The 18,322-nt window shown below is 55.8% G+C and carries 14 protein-coding genes and 1 pseudogene; 6 read left to right on the forward strand and 9 right to left on the reverse strand.

Annotated features, from left to right (window positions below; translation table 11 throughout):
- Positions 1-42: 42 nt before the first annotated feature.
- The 8 genes and pseudogenes from ACA053_RS29345 to ACA053_RS29380 all read right to left on the reverse strand — a co-directional run bounded on the left by ACA053_RS29345 (position 43) and on the right by ACA053_RS29380 (position 10,305).
- Positions 43-420, reverse strand: coding sequence for a DUF6124 family protein (locus ACA053_RS29345; protein ID WP_497314666.1), 378 nt, complete (start codon positions 418-420; stop codon positions 43-45).
- 447 nt (positions 421-867) lie between these two features.
- The gene (locus ACA053_RS29350) at positions 868-2,898 is read right to left on the reverse strand and encodes a pyridoxamine 5'-phosphate oxidase family protein (RefSeq protein ID WP_497314668.1); all 2,031 of its coding nucleotides are present in this window, start codon (positions 2,896-2,898) and stop codon (positions 868-870) included.
- Positions 2,899-2,961: 63 nt separating this feature from the next.
- Positions 2,962-3,588, reverse strand: coding sequence for a glutathione S-transferase family protein (locus ACA053_RS29355; RefSeq protein ID WP_497394276.1), 627 nt, complete (start codon positions 3,586-3,588; stop codon positions 2,962-2,964).
- A gap of 131 nt (positions 3,589-3,719) precedes the next feature.
- Positions 3,720-4,622, reverse strand: a complete 903-nt coding sequence (locus tag ACA053_RS29360; RefSeq protein WP_497394277.1) for a LysR family transcriptional regulator — start codon at positions 4,620-4,622, stop codon at positions 3,720-3,722.
- A 756-nt stretch (positions 4,623-5,378) separates the two neighbouring features.
- Positions 5,379-5,813 carry a universal stress protein gene (locus tag ACA053_RS29365; protein WP_497394278.1) on the reverse strand — a complete coding sequence of 145 codons (435 nt, stop codon included), beginning with the start codon at positions 5,811-5,813 and terminating at the stop codon, positions 5,379-5,381.
- A gap of 67 nt (positions 5,814-5,880) precedes the next feature.
- Positions 5,881-8,613, reverse strand: a complete 2,733-nt coding sequence (locus ACA053_RS29370) for a cation-transporting P-type ATPase (RefSeq protein WP_497394279.1) — start codon at positions 8,611-8,613, stop codon at positions 5,881-5,883.
- Positions 8,614-9,012: 399 nt separating this feature from the next.
- Positions 9,013-9,606, reverse strand: a pseudogene (locus tag ACA053_RS29375) (LTA synthase family protein); the annotation flags it as partial.
- An 84-nt stretch (positions 9,607-9,690) separates the two neighbouring features.
- Positions 9,691-10,305, reverse strand: a complete 615-nt coding sequence (locus tag ACA053_RS29380) for a hypothetical protein (protein WP_497394281.1) — start codon at positions 10,303-10,305, stop codon at positions 9,691-9,693.
- 109 nt (positions 10,306-10,414) lie between these two features.
- Between ACA053_RS29380 and nhaA the strand changes: the two genes are divergently transcribed.
- From nhaA to ACA053_RS29395, 3 genes are all read left to right on the forward strand, one after another.
- Positions 10,415-11,611: a Na+/H+ antiporter NhaA gene (gene nhaA, locus ACA053_RS29385; RefSeq protein ID WP_109626950.1), complete on the forward strand. Its 1,197-nt coding sequence runs from the start codon at positions 10,415-10,417 to the stop codon at positions 11,609-11,611.
- A 185-nt stretch (positions 11,612-11,796) separates the two neighbouring features.
- Positions 11,797-13,251, forward strand: a complete 1,455-nt coding sequence (locus ACA053_RS29390) for a TrkH family potassium uptake protein (protein ID WP_497314678.1) — start codon at positions 11,797-11,799, stop codon at positions 13,249-13,251.
- Between the two features lie 10 nt (positions 13,252-13,261).
- On the forward strand, positions 13,262-13,360 hold the full coding sequence (locus ACA053_RS29395; protein WP_497394282.1) for a hypothetical protein: 99 nt from the start codon (positions 13,262-13,264) through the stop codon (positions 13,358-13,360).
- 65 nt (positions 13,361-13,425) lie between these two features.
- Here the strand turns inward: ACA053_RS29395 and ACA053_RS29400 are convergent.
- Positions 13,426-14,588, reverse strand: a protein-coding gene (locus ACA053_RS29400; RefSeq protein ID WP_497394283.1) for an IS3 family transposase whose coding sequence is annotated in 2 segments (ribosomal slippage) — positions 13,426-14,333 and positions 14,333-14,588 — 1,164 coding nt in all. Because the reading frame shifts where the segments join, the coding sequence is not laid out codon by codon here.
- Between the two features lie 228 nt (positions 14,589-14,816).
- Between ACA053_RS29400 and ACA053_RS29405 the strand changes: the two genes are divergently transcribed.
- From ACA053_RS29405 to ACA053_RS29415, 3 genes are all read left to right on the forward strand, one after another.
- The gene (locus tag ACA053_RS29405; protein WP_497314682.1) at positions 14,817-15,770 is read left to right on the forward strand and encodes a TAXI family TRAP transporter solute-binding subunit; all 954 of its coding nucleotides are present in this window, start codon (positions 14,817-14,819) and stop codon (positions 15,768-15,770) included.
- 81 nt (positions 15,771-15,851) lie between these two features.
- Positions 15,852-17,879 (forward strand): TRAP transporter permease, encoded by a 2,028-nt coding sequence (locus ACA053_RS29410; protein WP_497394285.1) that lies wholly within the window; start codon positions 15,852-15,854, stop codon positions 17,877-17,879.
- Complete coding sequence (locus ACA053_RS29415; RefSeq protein ID WP_497394287.1) at positions 17,876-18,265, forward strand: DUF1850 domain-containing protein; 390 nt, start codon at positions 17,876-17,878, stop codon at positions 18,263-18,265. Before ACA053_RS29410 ends, ACA053_RS29415 begins: the two co-directional genes overlap by 4 nt.
- Positions 18,266-18,322: the final 57 nt, after the last annotated feature.

Raw genomic sequence — 18,322 nt, forward strand, 5'->3', positions numbered from 1 at the left:
CTGTCAGGCCGCCATCGCGAGCAGGCTCGCTCCCACAGTGGTTCAGCGGTGTGGTGCAGATTTCGGTACGGCAACGTTATCCAGCATCCGGTTCACCGCCAGTTCCGCCAGCATCACAATCTGCTGAATCGCCATCGCCGTATGCCGATGCGGCCCTTCCAGATACCCCGCAAAATCACTCGCCATCACGCTGGCCTGAGCCAACGACTCACAGGTGTGGGCCAACAGGTCTTCATCTTTGATATCCGGCGCGATCATGAACATCGTGCTTGGCTGGCGGGCCACGGGGGATTTGAGCGCGGACGGGTTGAGGTAGTGATCCAACGCGCGCTCGGCGGCGTCGTTGAGTTTTTTGGAGTCGATGGATTCGTAGGGGGAAACGTCGTCGGTTTCCGGGGGATTTGGTGTTTCTTTAATCATGGTGACACTCCGAATGAGAGGGTGGCTGCCACTGATCGCTGCGACGCGATGTGAAGGAGGCAGCTGTACGCGGGGTCGCAGACCGAGCCATTCGGAAACTCGGCATACCCGAAGGTATCCCGCGCACAGCCGCCATCAAGCGGGGCCGGCGATTATGCACCAAATGAACTGAACGGACTGCGACGCCCGGTCGCTGACGTGCAGCGACCTCCAAAGCCTATCCCCCCCGACTTCCGACACGACAACCGCTAGAACGTGTCCGAATCATCTCCAGGAACGCTCAAGTTTGTAGGACGTTCGCAGTATTTTTCAGGCCAACATCGGCCCCAATGTGGGAACGGGCTTGCTCGCGAAGGCTGTTTAACATTCAACATTGAAGTTGGCTGACACACCGCCATCGCGAGCAGGCTCGCTCCCACAGGGGATCTCCTGCGCTTTGCGGATTCGTTACAGATCCAGCACCAACGGCTGCGACCCTTGCGCCGGCACCGCGCAACAAATCAGCACCTCTCCCGCATCGGGCACTTCCGCCGGGGGCTGTGGATAATTCACTGCGCCGCTGATCAGACGAGTCTTGCACGTGCCACAGGAACCACCGCGACAGCTGAATTCCGGACGCAATCCACGGCTTTCCGCCAGCTCCAGCAAACTCCCGCCCTCCGGCTGCCAGCGCGCCTCTTTGGCCGAGCGCTGGAACACGACAGGCACCGAAACCGTGGCGGCCGGCGGTTGCTCGATGACCACGGCGTCCGGGTCCGGCGTGCGACGCAACGTCGAAGGCCCAAAGGTTTCGGCGTGAATCCTGGAGTCGCGAATGTCCAGGCCCCGCAGGGTGTCGTACAGCCCTTGGGTAAAACTGCCCGGACCGCAGAGGACAAAGTCCACCTGGTCGAAGTCTTCCACTTCAAGGATCGTCTTGAGCAAGTCGCCGTCAATCCGCCCGGTCAGGTCGAAATCTTCACCTTCGCGGGCATCCGGCTCCGGTTGGCTGAGCAGCCGCAGAACGCGCACCGCGCCACCGAGGCCATCAAGCAAGCGGTCCAGCTCGGGACGAAACGGCTGATCGGCCAAGGTTCGCGAACTCTGGAAAAACCAGGTCGGGCGGATGCCCCGCGTGCGCAGACCTTGATAAACCACCTCACGTACCATCGACAGCAGCGGCGTGACTCCGACGCCAGCGGCCAACAGCACCAGCGGCCGCCGCTCATTGGCCGTCACGGTGAAATGCCCCTGAGGTGCGCGGGCTTCCAGCACATCGCCGACCCGGATCTGCTCATGCAGGTACGACGACACAAGGCCTTCACGCTTCACACTGATGCGGAAAAAGTCATCGGACGGCGCGCTCGACAGGCTGTACGTGCGGATATGCACATCGCCCCCAATGTTGAATCGCAAAGGCAAATGCTGCCCGGACTGAAACACCGGCAACCCGGCGTCATCGGCAGGCTCCAGATAGATCGAACGGATGTTGTGGCTCTCCTGTTCGATGCGCGCCACCCGCAGCGGCCGCCAGAGATCGCCCAAGGCCTTGGCTTGCAGGCGTGCGTTTGCCTGCGCCCAGGTACCGGTCAGCAAACTGGTGGGCGACACGCCGTCAAAGCGCCAGCGCAACGCCAACGCCGCAGGCCTCCGCACCACGCGCTCCACGTCGAACGTCCACAGCCGCTCGGCGCCTTGAAAGGCTTCGACTTGCTCGCCTTCGAGGATGACTTGCGCGCGGCCGCTGAGGTGCAGCAGGTCGCCCGTATTGAAATCGATGAACAGCAAACCGGCCCGAGGATTAATCAGCAGGTTGCCCAAGGTGTTGAAGAACAGGTTGCCGGCAAAGTCCGGGATGGTCAGGCGATTGCCTTCCACCTGTACGAAACCGGCCTGTCCGCCTCGATGAGAAACGTCCACCGAGCGTTGGCCTTCGACGTCGACATAACTGGCGACAAAGAAGGTATCGGCGCCGGCGATCATGGCTTGGGCCGCGTCATCCAGCGCATTGAGGTGTTGCGCGACACGGGTCGCCGGATCCGCCAAGGGCACCGAACGAAACTGGCGCAACTGGATGTATTGCGGGCAATTGCCGAAGGATTGCTCCACCGTGACCGCGAAACCATCCTCGGTGACAGCGCCGACTCGGCCGTTCATACGGTTGCGGCGTCGGGTGTGCAGCTCGATACCGAGCAGACCGATCGCCGCACCTTCTTGCAACTGCGCAGGGTCGTCGCTGCCAGGCAGGCTGGCGAACTGCAACAACGCAGGTGCCGGGGAATGAGCAAACCCCGGTGCCCCTTCGAGAATGCTGGCCCAAGGGTTGCCGTCGGCATCCACCGCGCCGTACAGCATGAACGGCAATTGCTGATAGAACTGGCGGTGCTGATCCGGCATCTCGCCGCGAATCACCCTACGACCTAATGTGTCCATTCGCTCGGCCACACCCACGTGAGCCTGCAACTGTTTCTCGCCTGCGTGCCAAGGTGAACGGTCCATAACGGCTTCTCCCCTGCGCTCATCGCGCAACCAGAACGGCCCGACAGAGTCGGGCCGTTAACATCAGGCAGTTTTTTGCAAACCGACGACGGTGCGCGGCATGCCGACAAACCCTGGCAGGGCTTCGATGCGAGCCAGCCAGGCGCGGATATTGGCGTAGTCGTCCAGCGACACGTTGCCTTCCGGCGCATGGGCGATGTAGCTGTAGGCCGAGACATCGGCGATGGTCGGCTCATTGCCGACAAGGTATTGCGTGGCGGCCAATTCCTGATCGATCGCTTTGAGCCAGGTGTGGGAGTAAGCGATCACTTCTTCGGCGTTGTAAGACGCACCAAACACAGTGATCAACCTTGCTCTAGCTGGGCCAAAGGCAATCGGCCCGGCGGCGATCGACAACCAGCGCTGGACCCTGGCCGCACCGACCGGATCGGTTGGCAACCAACGCCCGTCGCCGTATTTCTGCGCCAGGTAAACCAGAATCGCGTTGGAATCGGCCAGCACCACGCCTTGATCATCAATCGCCGGCACCTGACCCAATGGATTGAGTGCCAGGTAATCCGGCTGCTTGTGCGCGCCTTTGGCCAGATCGACGAAGATCAGCTCGGTCGGCAGTTGCAGCAGGGACAGCATCAGCTCCACACGGTGAGCATGGCCGGAACGCGGGAAGTTGTAGAGTTTGATGGCTTGCATGGTCGACTCCGCTGGGTAGTGGCGCCGTTCCAGGGAAGATCAGCGCCGATAGGAGCTATCTTCCCCTCTCAACCAAAACAACAGAATAACCAGCAAACGCAATCCATTATTTCAGCCAGCGCAATAACCCATCAGCCGTGCAAGGCCGGGTGCTCACGCAGCTCTTTCACCGCGAAGTCGACAAAGCTGCGGACCCGCACCGGCGCCTTGCGTCCACCCTGATAGACCACATGAATGGGCAACGGCGGCAGTTCGAAGTCAGCCAGCACGATTTCCAGCTCACCGGCGGTGATCTTGCTCGCCACTTGATACGACAGGACTCGGGTCAGGCCCAGCCCCAGGCTCGCGGCGGTAATGGCTGCCTGATTGGCCGTGACCACAAGCCTCGGCTCCGGGCGGGCACTCAATGGCTCCCCCGCCTCAAGGAACGGCCAGGTTCTCAGTTGGCCAATGGACGAGGTGGCGATAATCGGCGCCCCGTTTAAATCATTGGGGTGCAGAGGCTTGCCGCGCTTCGCCAGAAACTCCGGAGAGGCGCAAATAACCCGCCGCACCTCGCCCACACGAATCGCATGCTGGTTGCTGTCAGGCAATTCACCGATGCGCACCGCCACATCGATGCCCTCCTCGACCATGCTCACCACCCGGTCGACGAGCAGCGCGTTGATGGTGACTTCAGGAAACTGATTGAGGTAACCGACCGTGAGCGGCGTGACGAATAACTCACCGAACAATACCGGTGCTGTAATCGTCAGTTGCCCACGAGGTTGTGCGTGACTGCCGGCGGCCGAATCCTCGGCTTCCTGCACCTCGGCGAGAATCCTCCGACAATCTTCCAGAAAACGCTGCCCCGCCTCACTCAAATGCACGCTGCGAGTGGTCCGCGTCAGCAACTGCGTGCCGATGCGCTTCTCCAACGCAGCCACCGCCCGGGTGACGCTAGCTGCCGACATCCCCAAACGCCGCGCCGCCGCAGAGAAGCCTTGGTCCTGGGCGACGGCGACGAAGACCTGCATTTCCTGGAATCTGTCCATGGGGCAATGTCCTTCATTCGGATAAAAAAAATCGCAACCATAGGCTGCGATTTTTAGTGTTGGCGCTGAACAAAACATTTTGACACTAGCAGGTCAGTAAATACGAGGGCAAACGTATTAACCTGGCACGCAGCCAGGTGGTGTTTTGCCGTTAACGAAGTTGCTCGACGTGTCGCCGGAGGTGCTGGATCTGATTGCCTGCTCGGCCCCTTGCCAGCCGGCCTGGCGCAAAGCGTAGAGCAAGGTGGCGGCATCCAGCCCCGGCACCGCATGCCCGTTGCCTTCGGAATCATCGAGATATCAAACATCCAAGGCTGATGAAGCGTGGGGGGAGATTCGCAGGGGGGCTTATGTCCCGAAATAGTCTTCCGGGCCTGACTAATTCATCATAAACCAACCAACTCTCTCTAGAGGCGAGTGGATGGTGGGCAAAGCCGCGAAGGCTGGGGTACCGGCAACTAGTACCGGCCACCCTTTCGGGCGCCCGACGCGACTCCGCCCATAACGCAGACAACGCGATAATTCACAGAGGCCCTAAGCAATCCCGTTGGATTCACCGACGGGCTTCTTGGTAGCAATTCTAGGCTAATCGATATCAAGTCTTCGTCGAGATTTGATTCAAAAAACATCACTCCCCCCCGATAGGAGCAGTGTTCCATGGTCGGCTACGGGCAAGGCTCAATCAAATCCTTTCCAGAACACCTCGTCTTCGATAATCCATTTACGGGGCCGTGCTATCAAGCAATTCGCGATCGCTTATTTGACTAAGGTGATTGGTACTTCTGAGAGCTGAATCACCTTAGCCGCGACAGAACCCAGAAAGATCCCCGCCAGAAAACCGTTACCATGGGAACCTAGGATGATGCTGTCACATCCTAGGGATTGCGAGCTCGCCACGATTCTGCTGGCAGCATCGCCTTGTAACGTATGGAATGTGAATGCAATGCCTTCTTGTGTCAGAAGCGTCACAGCCTTTTGTGAGTCTTCAGCACTTTTATCACCGTAGTAACGATCAATCTCATCCTCGCTCATGTCGTGTGCGATTCGAGTGGGTAAAAGTGGCTGCACATTCACCAGATGTACCTCAACACTCCCGCCCAGTAATCCGCCATCTTGGATCAGCCCAATAAGGTAACTAACCGCGCGCCCCGAATGCTCGGAACCATCGACCGCTACAAGTATTTTATGCATTTTCTAAACCCTCTTTCAGTGGCATGAAGATGCTTGTCGATAGGGTATGGCCAGCTTGCAATCAGTTCTACTCGGACAAGCGGATTCGAATTTGTTTTTCAATCTCGATGATCGCAAAGAGCGCAACACCAACCCCGATGATCAGTAGGCCATCAAGGAAGGGTATCGCTTCTGTGGCAAACACCTTTTGCAGCGGTGGCGCATACGTGATGGCGAACTGAGCGATGGTAACCACTGCGACGGTCATCCACACGACCTTGGTGCCACGAATGCCCTTCCAGGTAAGCGATGTGCTGTAGAGATTACGAATGAAGAACAAATGGAATATTTCCATCACGACTAACGTGTTCACCGCGATGGTTCGGGCCAACTCCACCGAGTAGCCTCGGTCGAGCGCATACGAAAAAATACCGTAAACGCCGCAGAGAAACAGAATAGAAACAAGCACCATATGCCAGACTAAAGCACCGCTTATCAGCGGCTCTTTGCGCGAACGGGGCGGTCTAAGCATGGTGTTTTCTTCGGTGGGCTCAAACGCTAGTGCGATGCCGAGCGTCACTGCGGTTATCAGATTGATCCACAGAATCTGTATCGGCGTCACCGGCAGTGTAAGGCCGAGTAGCAGGGCCACGATGATGGTCATGGTCTCGCCCGCGTTTGTAGGCAGCGTCCAGCTCAGCACTTTCTTGATGTTGTCGTAGACTGTCCGCCCTTCGCGCACTGCAGCCACGATGGACGCGAAGTTGTCATCGGCCAGCACCAGGTCTGCGGCTTCCTTGGCGGCCTCACTGCCTTTTCCACCCATGGCGATACCGGCATCGGCACGCTTTAGCGCTGGTGCATCGTTAACACCATCGCCGGTCATGGCCACAGCCATGCCATTCGATTGCAGCAGCATTACCAGCCTGAGCTTATGTTCGGGGCTGGTACGAGCAAAGATATTGACGTCCTTTACCGCCTCCTTGAGGGCGGCATCGTTCATGGCGTCCAGGTCTACACCAGTCAGCACCTTGTCGGGATTTTGCAGGCCAATCTGGTAACCGATGGCGGCGGCGGTGCCGCCATGATCGCCAGTAATCATTTTTACGACAATGCCCGCCGCTTGGCATTGTTGAACTGCCTTTATGGTCTCGGGTCTAGGCGGGTCAATCAGCCCGACCATACCCAGCAAGGTTAATGTCCCTTGCACGTCCCCAAACTCCAACACGGTGTGCTCGGGCTGAACTGATCTAACTGCAAAAGCCAATACACGCTGCCCTTTGGCAGCAATCGTGTTTGCCTGTCCGTGCCAGTAGTCCGCGTTTAGCGTCTCAGTCCCGCCAGCGTTTACGAGTTGCTGCGTGCTCATGGCCAATATTTGCTCTGGCGCACCTTTCACATAAATAGAGGCCTTCCGATCATGGTTGTGATGCAGGGTCGCCATAAAGCGGTGTTTCGCGTCAAACGGAATGGCATCGGTGCGGGGCCAGGCCCGATGATCTTCATCGCTATCTACTCCGGTCTTTCCGGAAAATGCCAGCAAGGCACCCTCCATCGGATCTCCCTCTACCTTCCATAAGTCTTCATGCAGGCGCAGCACAGCATCGTTGCACAGGCCGGCTGCTCGCCCCAGTTCTGCCAACGCAGGATAAGTCGATATATCGACTAGCTGATCTGCAAGACTGATGCTTCCCGCAGGCTGATAACCTGCGCCATCGACCTTGAAGACGAGATCGTTCGTGACGACCGATGCCACCATCATTTCGTTGCGGGTGAGTGTGCCGGTCTTGTCAGTGCAGATGACGGATACCGAGCCTAGCGTTTCGATGGCAGGCAGGCGACGCACGATGGCGTTGCGGCGAGCCATTGCCCGAACTCCGACAGCCAGAGTGATAGTAAGGACGGCGGGTAGCCCTTCAGGTATCGCCGCGACTGACATCCCGACCACGACCATGAAGATATCGGTGAACTCGTAGTGCCCGACATAATGGCCGAACACGAGCAAAAGGCCGCCGACTAACAAGATCAAGATCGTCAGCCAGCGCGCAAATACGTTCATTTGCTGCACCAGCGGAGTGGTCAGCGTTTCTACTCCTGCAAGCAGCGTACTGATGCGTCCGATTTCAGCTGCTGCTGCGGTAGCAACTACAACCCCAGTTGCTTGTCCGCAAGTCACGAGCGTGCCGCTGAACGCCATGCAAGTACGATCACCCAGGGCGGCTTCAAGACCCACTGGTTCGGTATGTTTTTCTACTGGTACGGATTCACCGGTGAGAATTGCTTCTTGAATTTGTAGTCTGTTCGCGTGCAGCAGTCGTAAATCAGCAGGTACTTTGTCTCCGGCCTCCAGCAAGACAATATCGCCCGGTACTAGCTCCTCGCCTACAACACTCAAGCGTTCGCCTGCACGAACTACTGCGGCGTGCGGTGCCAGCATCTGCCGGATAGCGTCCATGGCTTTTTCCGCTTTGCCTTCTTGGACATATCCAATGATTGCGTTTGCAATAACCACTGCAAGAATCACCACCGTGTCCCACAGATGCTGCAGCATCGCGGTAATCGCAGCGGATCCTAGAAGTACATAAATCAGAATGTTGTGAAATTGCAGCAGGAATCTGAGCCACGCAGGTCGACGTGCTGCTTCTGGTAGCCTGTTGAAACCAGTGCGGGCAAGCCTGGCTTGAACTTCGGCGGCCTCCAGCCCAACATGCTCATTGACCTCAAGCAGGTTCGTCACCTGCTCTGCAGGCAGGGAGTGCCAGGCCACGGAATGCGGAGGGATTGGTGTTTGCTCAACTGCTGCATCGACCACCTGATTCATCAATAATTATCTCCTGTGCGCACAGCTCAACTGAATCGGGCTGAGGTGGTCATGAGCGAGCGTGGCTATATCAGAATGCTGAAAAATCGTTCGTCGTTCTTACATTCTCTATGTCATCTAGCTGATACGAACTAAAAGATACATGCAACCAATCGCTCGATGATTATTGACTTAAATCAAATTGTTGGCAGTCGGTAGTGTGACAAGATATTTTGCTGAGTAAGCTATTCTTCGATCTAAGTTTCTGGTGATTAAGGGTGTCAGCCCCCTGATATTATTGTTTAGTAAGTTTGATCTGTGAGCCTTTTGAATACCGTTACTGCAATACGTTGATAAATCATTACGTTACAGTCCGCCTATTGGTTGCACTCGACGTCAGAGTGCAACCATACGGGGTACCTAGCTTGATTGAGCACCGCTGTCGACCGGATTCTCATCCAGCACTTCTAGTGCTTCTGGCAACTCGGTAATCACGCTGAAGTCGCTCACCTCAACGGCACCCAATCCATAGCCCAACAAGTGGAACGAAAACGCCTTACGCGACTGCGGATTGTCAAAACTGAAGTCCATCTCCAGTGGCTGGTCTGCAGTGACGACCATTTCGGCTGGCAGGCCCAGTTGGACATCCTGTTCCAGCTCCTTGGCCTTGAGCAGTATGTAGGCGTTCTGTTGTGGATCTACCGAGCGCACGGTCAGACGCACGCGAGTATGTGAGCCCTTGGGCATTTCCAGGTACTGAGCACCGATAAGGTTATCGGCCCAGTCATCCTTGATCTGCGCCTGAAGCGGGATGATGGCGGGACTGCCGAACTGGTACTGCTGGTTCAACGGTGTCCGGAGCAGCGAATGATCCAGTGCCGTCGCTCTGGCTACGATTTGGCGGGCACGCTGGCCCCCATACTGCCCCGTCAAGGTTGCACGCTCGGCAATGAAGCCGGCGCTGGCGTAATACCGACAGCGCTGTTGAAAGTCACACTCGGTCAAGATGCCTTGCAGCCAGTCGCCTATAAGTTTGATCCGTTGATCCATTGGGGACTCTCGATTCCAGGGCATGGTCAGGCACCTCCTGACCATATTTCACACCTGTAAAGAATGTCTCCGGTTTAAAACGTAAAGGATGTCTCTAGTTTCTACCGCTTGGCGGTTGACGCCGACGTAAGCGCCGGGAATACCTTCCCGCGCGATGATCAACACATTGCGCGCACGCCCCGGTGCCGCGAGCAATTTCTGTCCGTCCAAATCGAGTTGAGTGAGCCCCGCCATTTGCGGTGGGACATCGACAACATCACCTTCCAACCACTCTTCTGCGCTTGCCTGAACATCGCCAACGCTCGCGGCCATCAACTGATGCGGGAGGTTGAACAAGCGCCACTGGTCTTCCTCTGAGGGGCACAGGTGCTGAGCGCCCCAATGGGCGATCAATAGCAGTAGCGGTGCTCCCCACGCGCTTCGTGGCAAGCCCGGAGCGGCAGTGGAGCGCCCCAGATACTGCGTGATCAGCCAAATCACCAGTCCAAGAAACAGAGTGGCGGCTAGCCAAGGCTGGGCGAAACCACCACCGGTAGAGTTTTCCAAAAACTGAGGGTCGATCAGGTAGTGGGGGTATGGAGCCGATGGGCGCATGTATATTGTTTCGCATGCCAATAGGTTCTGGTCTAAAACCCCCATTCCAGAGTAATGAATGAACAGCATTAATGCCCGGTTATGGCCTTGAACATTAACTGTTTCAGGCTGTTTAACGCCGCCATTCGTGTAGGCCAGATGTTAATCTATTACCTTTTAAGTGATCCCAAGGACGTTGATGACCAAGCATCAAGCTAAAGCCGAAACCCCTAGAGCAGCCGCGATTCTGGCTCGCTTCCTGTCGTCGGAATCCGCTGGCGGTCTCGTGTTGATGGGTGCAGCTCTGGCCGCTCTGATTGTTGCTAACTCGCCTCTATCCCAGAGTTACTTTGCAGCGTTGCACAGCGTTTGGATGGGCATGTCTGTAGAGCATTGGGTGAATGATGGTCTGATGGCGATCTTCTTTCTGATGGTCGGTCTAGAAATCAAACGAGAGGTGCTGGCTGGTGGGCTTTCCACTTGGGGGCAGCGAGCCTTACCTGGATTTGGTGCTTTGGGCGGCATGGTTGTTCCTGCGCTGATCTACATCGCAATCAACTGGGGTAATCCTGAGACCTTGGGGGGGTGGGCGATCCCGGCCGCTACTGACATCGCATTCGCCTTAGGTGTTTTGTCGTTGCTGGGTAAGCGAGTCCCGACTTCGCTGAAGGTGTTCCTTGCTGCCTTGGCGATCATTGACGATCTGGGCGCGGTGGTGATCATCGCCTTTTTCTATACGTCGGGCCTTTCCATGCCGATGTTGCTGGCCTCGCTTGCGACTCTGGTCATTCTGATCGCAATGAATCGATTGGGCGTAAGGCGATTGTTCCCGTATCTCCTGGTCGGTGGTGTGCTGTGGTTCTTCGTGCTGCAATCGGGTGTCCATGCCACGCTGGCCGGTGTCGCTGTGGCGCTGTGCATCCCCATGGGCAAGCCAGAAGAGGAAGCCCGATCTCCGCTGCTTTTCCTGGAAGAGAAGCTGCACATGTGGGTAGCTTTCGCTGTGGTGCCGATTTTTGGTTTCGCCAACGCGGGTGTTTCATTGGCCGGTATTTCGATGGAGAACCTGGTCGATCCGGTTCCACTGGGTGTCGCTCTGGGGCTGTTGGTGGGCAAGCAGGTCGGTATTTTCCTATTGGCTGCTATGGCGATTCGTATGGGCCTGGCCAAGCTGCCGGAAGGGAGTACCTGGGTTCAACTCTATGGCGTAGCACTGTTGTGCGGCATTGGTTTCACTATGAGCCTATTCATTGGCAATCTGGCGTTCGCCGGATCAGCTCTTTTGATTGATGAAGTCAAAGTCGGTGTATTGATCGGATCGATTCTGGCAGCGTTGGGCGGCGTTATAGTCCTTCGCCGCAGCAGCGTCCTAACGAGTGCTGCCGTAGCCAAATAATCTCTCCTGATATGACCACAGTATTTCTCGAAGCCTAGAAATACTGTGGTTTAAGAACCTGCGTCAGCCACTTAACAACCGATCCTTGTTTGACTGATTGCCCGTAGAAATTTTACGCAAAATTTACGGGGCGTGGAGGTTGAGCATTCGATACTGCGCGGCGCTAATTTGGCAGGCTACTTTCTATGTCCCTCGCAGCATTGCGGCTCATCGGCTTCATCATAGGCATTTTTTTGATCACGCTGGCCGTAAGCATGGCTATTCCCATGATTACGCTGGTGGCCTATGAGCGTAACGACGATCTGTCGGCTTTTCTCTGGTCGAGTTTGATTACCTTCATCAGCGGCCTTCTTTTGATCGTGCGTGGGCGCCCTGATACTGGCCAGCTCCGTCCGAGGGATATGTACCTGTTGACGACTGGCAGTTGGGTGGTGGTGTGTACCTTCGCAGCGTTGCCAATGGTGTTCATCAGTCACATCAGTTACACCGACGCTTTCTTCGAAACGATGTCCGGCATCACGACCACCGGCTCAACTGTCCTGAGTGGTTTGGATAGCGCTTCACCGGGATTGTTGATCTGGCGCTCGATGCTGCACTGGCTGGGTGGTATCGGCTTCATCGGCATGGCTGTGGCGATCCTTCCACTGTTGCGAGTGGGTGGCATGCGTCTTTTCCAGACAGAGTCCTCAGACTGGTCGGAGAAAGTGACTCCTCGCTCCCATGTGGCAGCCAAGTACATCCTTTTGCTCTATCTGGGACTCACCGGTGCCGGAGCTCTGGCACTCTGGATCGCTGGGATGACGCCGTTTGAAGCGGTCAACCACGCAATGTCGTTGATCTCTACTGGCGGATTCTCCACTTCAGACGCCTCGCTTGGGCATTGGACGCAGCCAGCGATTCACTGGGTAGCGGTGGTCATCATGATTCTGGGCAGCCTGCCTTTTACCTTGTACGTCGCAACTTTGCGCGGCCATAGGCGTGCGCTACTGAAGGATCACCAGGTACGCGGATTTCTTGGATTCCTGATTGTCACCTGGCTGGCTGTGGGTACATGGCTATGCTTTCACAGCGACTACGTTTGGTGGGATGCATTTCGTATTGTGGCGGTCAACGTGACCTCCGTCGTCACGACCACAGGAGTTGCAGTTGGCGATTACACACTATGGGGTAGTTTTGCCGTTCTGTTGTTCTTCTATCTGACGTTTGTCGGCGGATGCTCAGGCTCGACGGCTGGCGGACTGAAAATCTTTCGCTTCCAAGTTGCTGCCGCCCTACTCGTGAGTAGTTTGAAGCAGTTGATCCATCCTCGAGCCGTGATTCAGAAGAAGTACAACGGTCACCCCATTGACGAGGAGATCTTGCGCTCACTTTTAACCTTCTCATTTTTCTTCACCATCACCATTGCGGTAATCGCCCTAGGGCTCGCTTTAATCGGACTGGATTGGACGACGGCTTTAAGTGGCGCTGCTACTGCTGTGTGTAACGTTGGGCCAGGCCTGGGCACGATTATCGGGCCTGCCGGTAACTTCTCATCACTACCTGATGCAGCAAAATGGTTACTGACCATTGGCATGTTACTGGGGCGGTTGGAAATCCTGACCGTGCTGGTACTTATTACGCCAGTCTTTTGGAGGTATTAGCCTACCTATTGTGAGTTTGAGACTGGCTGCCCAAAACCTCCATCGCCAATTGAAAGAATGGAAAACCGAGTTAGGTGCAGATGTTGTTGAGTCGTGGCACACTCAATAACATCATTTGTAAGTACAAAGGGCCCTGTGAGGGTAATGCCAGTCAGCCAAGCTGACTTGTAGTGGTCAACTAATCCCGGACACGACGTTAAGTTTTTCTTCGGCCCGAGCTGGCGCCAGTCCATCGTTGAATTGATGGGGCCGAATCCAGTTGTACCGATGCATCAAGAAATCACTGATATCGCGTTGGGCTTCTTGAGCAGTCCTGTAGCCCGTGGTCGGTATCCATTCTGTTTTCAAGCTGCGGAACACGCGCTCCATCGGCGCGTTGTCCCAGCAATTTCCCCGACGACTCATGCTCTGACGCATTCGATAACGCCACAGTCGCTGGCGAAATAAACGACTCGCATACTGCGACCCTTGATCAGAGTGAAACAGCAGGCCCCGAGGCCTTCCTCGTTGTTCGTAGGCCATATCCAGCGCCTTGATAGCCAGCTCGGCGTCCGGCTTTTCCGACAACGCCCAGCCCACCACCCGGCGCGCGCAAAGATCCATCACGACAGCCAGATAATGCCATTTCCCCTGAGCCCAAATGTAGGTGATGTCGCCGCACCACACTTGGTTGGGTGCCGGGACATCGAACTCCCGATTCAAGATGTTCGGGATATCCAACCGCTCAACCGTCGCCCGTTTATAAGCATGAGACCCTGGCTGTTTGCTCACGAGGTCAAGCTCACGCATCAAGCTGCGTACTTTGAACCGACCGAGTTGCTCACCATCGTCACGCATCAACGAGAGAATGCTACGGCTGCCGGCAGCACTGCGACTTTGCGAAAACAACTCGCTCACCCGGCTGCGTAGCCGAAGCCGTTCGACATCAGGCGTTCGACGCTTGAGGCGGTGGGCGTAGTAACTTGAGCGGTTGATTTCAAACACTTGGCACAGCCAATCAACCGGCTCGTGGACGCTCAGCTGATTGATCAGCGCGTACGCTCGTGATCTTCCGACATCAAGAGCGCGGTAGCCTTTTTTAGTATCGATTTCTCCCGTTCAAGGCGGGCGATCCGGGCTTCCAGCTCCTGGATTTTCTGCTGCTCTGATGTCAGCGCTTTGCTCTGCGGAGTAACGCCTTGGCGTTCCTTCTGAACCTGGTCAACCCAACGGCGCAGGGCCGACTCGCCGACGCCGAGTGAACGGCTGGCTTCGATGTAGCTGTAGTTTTGCTTGAGCACGAGGTCGGCAGCCTCGCGTTTGAACTCAGCGGAAAAGGAACGGCGTTGTTTGGTCATCTGACACCTCGATCTGGCGAGCATTCTCGCCTAAATGGGTGTCCGGTTTCATTAGACCACTACAGACTGGCATTTTTTTCGGGGGTGAGAATCCCGATTAGGCGTCATCGCAGCGACCGATTGAGAAGCCCAAAATTATTAGGCTAACTCAGCTTCCCACTCAAGGCGTTGGTTTCGACTACAGTAGAAAGACTCTGCATAAAGCCATAACAAGACGGAGAGTTTTCCATGCGAGTAAACAAACGCTTTAGCCTCTTTGCGGCCACCACTGCGTTGACAGTCTCGTGCGCAGCTAACGCCGCACCGGTGTTCATAAACATCCTTACAGGTGGTACTAGCGGGGTTTATTACCCCATTGGGGTTGGGCTGTCACAGATATACAGCGATGGGATACCGGGGGTGAAGACTTCTGTCCAAGCGACCAAAGCCTCGGTGGAAAATCTCAACCTTTTACAAGCTGGTCGTGGGGAGCTCGCTCTGGCGCTTGGGGACTCTGTGGCTGATGCAAAAAACGGAGTGGAAGATGCCGGATTTAAGGCCCCGCTGACAAAGTTGCGAGCAATTGCCGGAGCCTATCCGAATTACATTCAAATTGTTGCGAACAAAGAGTCCGGCATCAAAACCTTGGCGGATCTGAAAGGGAAAACCATCTCCGTCGGCGCCCCCAAGTCCGGTACCGAGCTGAACGCGCGTGCGATCTTCAAAGCTGCGGGATTGACGTACGAAGACATGAGCAAAGTCCAATACCTACCCTTTGCGGAGTCGGTCGAGCTGATCAAAAACCGTCAGTTAGATGCCACGCTTCAGTCCTCGGGGTTAGGAATGGCGGCTATCCGCGACCTTTCCTCAACCATGCCATTGAACTACGTCTCCATCCCTCCCGATGTGGTTTCGAAAATCGGCAATGCCGCGTATCAGCCTGCACAAATTCCAGCCAATACCTATGACGGACAGCCTGAGTCAGTGCCTACGGTGGCAATCACTAATATTTTGGTGACGCGCGAGGATGTCTCGGATGACGTTGCCTACCAGATGACCAAGCTGATGTTCGAAAACCTCACTCGTTTAGGTAATTCTCACTCAGCCGCCAAGGACATCAAGTTGCAAAACGCTGCCAAGAATCTGCCCATTCCACTTCACCCCGGCGCCGAGCGCTACTACAAGGAAGCTGGAGCGCTGTAATCCAAAAATGCGCCACGGGGATGGTCGCTAGAGCGATAGAGCGGTTCGTACCCTTCTATGTAGTTTTGAGGCAGGTACCCAATGAGCGAAGATCATCATGGCATAGCCGCCAATCCACGCGACTGGCCTAAGACGCTGTTCTATGTGGCGTTGTTGTTTTCAGTTTTCCAGATTATCACCGCTGCGTTTGCGCCTGTTTCCAGCCAGGTGCTGCGCGCGGTGCACGTTGGTTTCCTGCTGTGGGTGGTGTTTTTAAGTTACCCGGCGTATGGCAGAGCACGTCCTTGGCAGCCGTTGGCCTGGATATTGAGTCTCGCTGGGATTACCACTGCCTTGTATCAATGGTTCTTCGAGGCGGATTTGATCCAGCGTTCGGGTGACCTGACATCTGCAGACATGGTCGTTGGGCTGGTATTGATCGCATTGGTGTTTGAGGCGGCTCGTCGGGTGATGGGTATCGCATTGCCCGTCATCTGTGGACTGTTTTTGGCATACGGTTTATTGGGTGAATACCTGCCAGGCGACTTGGCACATCGAGGCTACGGATTCGATCAAATCGTCAACCAGTTTTCCTTCGGCACCGAAGGTCTCTACGGGACACCCACCTACGTTTCCGCTACCTATATTTTCCTGTTCATTTTGTTCGGGTCCTTTCTCGAACAGGCCGGCATGATCAAATTGTTCACAGATTTCGCGATGGGACTGTTTGGCCACAAACTCGGGGGGCCGGCAAAAGTATCGGTAGCGTCATCGGCTTTGATGGGGACGATTACAGGTTCAGGCATTGCAAACGTTGTCACGACAGGACAGTTCACAATTCCATTGATGAAGCGCTTCGGCTACAAGGCAGCATTTGCTGGCGGCGTAGAGGCGACTTCGAGCATGGGCAGCCAACTGATGCCACCTGTGATGGGAGCTGTGGCCTTCATTATGGCGGAAACAATTAACGTACCGTTCGTAGAGATCGCCAAAGCTGCGTTAATTCCAGCCATCCTGTATTTCGGTTCGGTATTCTGGATGGTTCACCTTGAGGCAAAACGCTCCGACCTTAAAGGGCTACCCAAAGACCAATGTCCCAGCGCATGGGGTGCGGTAAAGGAAAGCTGGTATTTGCTGATTCCGCTTTTTGTCCTGGTCTACCTGCTGTTTTCCGGACGTACCCCGCTATTCTCCGGAATGGTGGGGCTGGCGCTAACAGCCATCGTTATTCTCGGTTCGGCAATCATTCTTCGGGTGTCCAGTTTCGCGTTGCGGTGTGCGTTCTGGATCGCTCTTGGTGTCCTCTGCGTCGGTTTTTTCCAGTTGGGTATCAGCGTGATCTTTGCGGTGATCGCCACGTTGGTGGTCATCTGCTGGTTCATTCAGGGAGGCCGAGAAACCCTGAGTATTTGCCTGCATGCCTTGGTCGAAGGTGCTCGTCATGCTGTGCCGGTCGGGATTGCTTGCGCGCTAGTGGGAATCATCATCGGTGTAGTGTCATTGACGGGCATAGCCTCGACCTTCGCCGGTTACATACTGGCCATCGGCAGGGATAACTTGTTGTTGTCACTCATACTGACGATGGTTACCTGCCTGGTGTTGGGTATGGGTATCCCGACGATTCCCAACTACATCATCACCAGTTCGATTGCAGCACCCGCCTTGCTGGAATTGGGTGTGCCGCTGATCGTGTCGCACATGTTTGTTTTCTATTTCGGAATTCTTGCAGACCTTACTCCACCGGTCGCTTTGGCATGCTTTGCCGCAGCACCCATCGCCAAGGAAACAGGATTCAAGATCAGTCTGTGGGCGGTTCGTATTGCACTGGCAGGCTTCGTCATTCCTTTCATGGCGGTCTACAACCCTGCGCTCATGATGCAAGGCGACAATTTGTGGATGACGGCCTATATGTTGGTGAAGACGGTGTTGGCCGTTGGCCTCTGGGGAATGGCGTCCACAGGCTATCTGCAACAGAAGATGCCGATTTGGGAGCGTTTATTGAGTTTCGCCGCAGGTGCTTTGTTGGTCGTTGCGCTGCCGTTGACTGACGAAATCGGTTTCGTGCTGGGTGTGTTGATAATACTTCAGCATGTCTGGCGGTCTCGTCGTGTCGGACCGGCCATAGCATGATTGGCTTGTGCCTGGGTTTGGCCGGCGTCGCCTGGGCTCAACTCCCAATCTCAAGCTTTACACTGGCTTGGAATCACACAATTGAAAAAATTCGTTGGGAAGAAGACTACCGCGCCTCGGAACAAGGACTCGTTCTTATGGAGGCCAGGGTCAAGGGGAATGGCGCAGGTATGGAGATTCCCCCGGAGGCCAGATTGGAAAAAGGCAGTTGGCACTATCAACGCCACCTGCCGCCCTTGCAGCCTCTGAGTCTGGGACGTACCCCGCAAGCAGGTGACTACCAGTTATGCTTTGATCAGCAATGTCATGAGATGAGCGAGTGGCTGGGACCACCTGTCAGCAACCCGTCCTCCGTGGAGCTATGGAGTTGCTGGACGGACTCATAAGTGGCCAGAAGCCCAAACGTGAAAGCCCTGTCCGGATACGAACGTCCAGTACCCGGA

The organism is Pseudomonas sp. LBUM1672 (genome assembly GCF_059695655.1).

Coding starts and splice junctions, on each gene's coding strand:
- ACA053_RS29345 (WP_497314666.1), bottom strand. CDS start 420: ATGATTAAAGAAACACCAAATCCCCCGGAAACCGACGACGTTTCCCCC.
- ACA053_RS29350 (WP_497314668.1), bottom strand. CDS start 2,898: ATGGACCGTTCACCTTGGCACGCAGGCGAGAAACAGTTGCAGGCTCAC.
- ACA053_RS29355 (WP_497394276.1), bottom strand. CDS start 3,588: ATGCAAGCCATCAAACTCTACAACTTCCCGCGTTCCGGCCATGCTCAC.
- ACA053_RS29360 (WP_497394277.1), bottom strand. CDS start 4,622: ATGGACAGATTCCAGGAAATGCAGGTCTTCGTCGCCGTCGCCCAGGAC.
- ACA053_RS29365 (WP_497394278.1), bottom strand. CDS start 5,813: ATGCATAAAATACTTGTAGCGGTCGATGGTTCCGAGCATTCGGGGCGC.
- ACA053_RS29370 (WP_497394279.1), bottom strand. CDS start 8,613: ATGAATCAGGTGGTCGATGCAGCAGTTGAGCAAACACCAATCCCTCCG.
- ACA053_RS29380 (WP_497394281.1), bottom strand. CDS start 10,305: ATGCTGTTCATTCATTACTCTGGAATGGGGGTTTTAGACCAGAACCTA.
- nhaA (WP_109626950.1), top strand. CDS start 10,415: ATGACCAAGCATCAAGCTAAAGCCGAAACCCCTAGAGCAGCCGCGATT.
- ACA053_RS29390 (WP_497314678.1), top strand. CDS start 11,797: ATGTCCCTCGCAGCATTGCGGCTCATCGGCTTCATCATAGGCATTTTT.
- ACA053_RS29405 (WP_497314682.1), top strand. CDS start 14,817: ATGCGAGTAAACAAACGCTTTAGCCTCTTTGCGGCCACCACTGCGTTG.
- ACA053_RS29410 (WP_497394285.1), top strand. CDS start 15,852: ATGAGCGAAGATCATCATGGCATAGCCGCCAATCCACGCGACTGGCCT.
- ACA053_RS29415 (WP_497394287.1), top strand. CDS start 17,876: ATGATTGGCTTGTGCCTGGGTTTGGCCGGCGTCGCCTGGGCTCAACTC.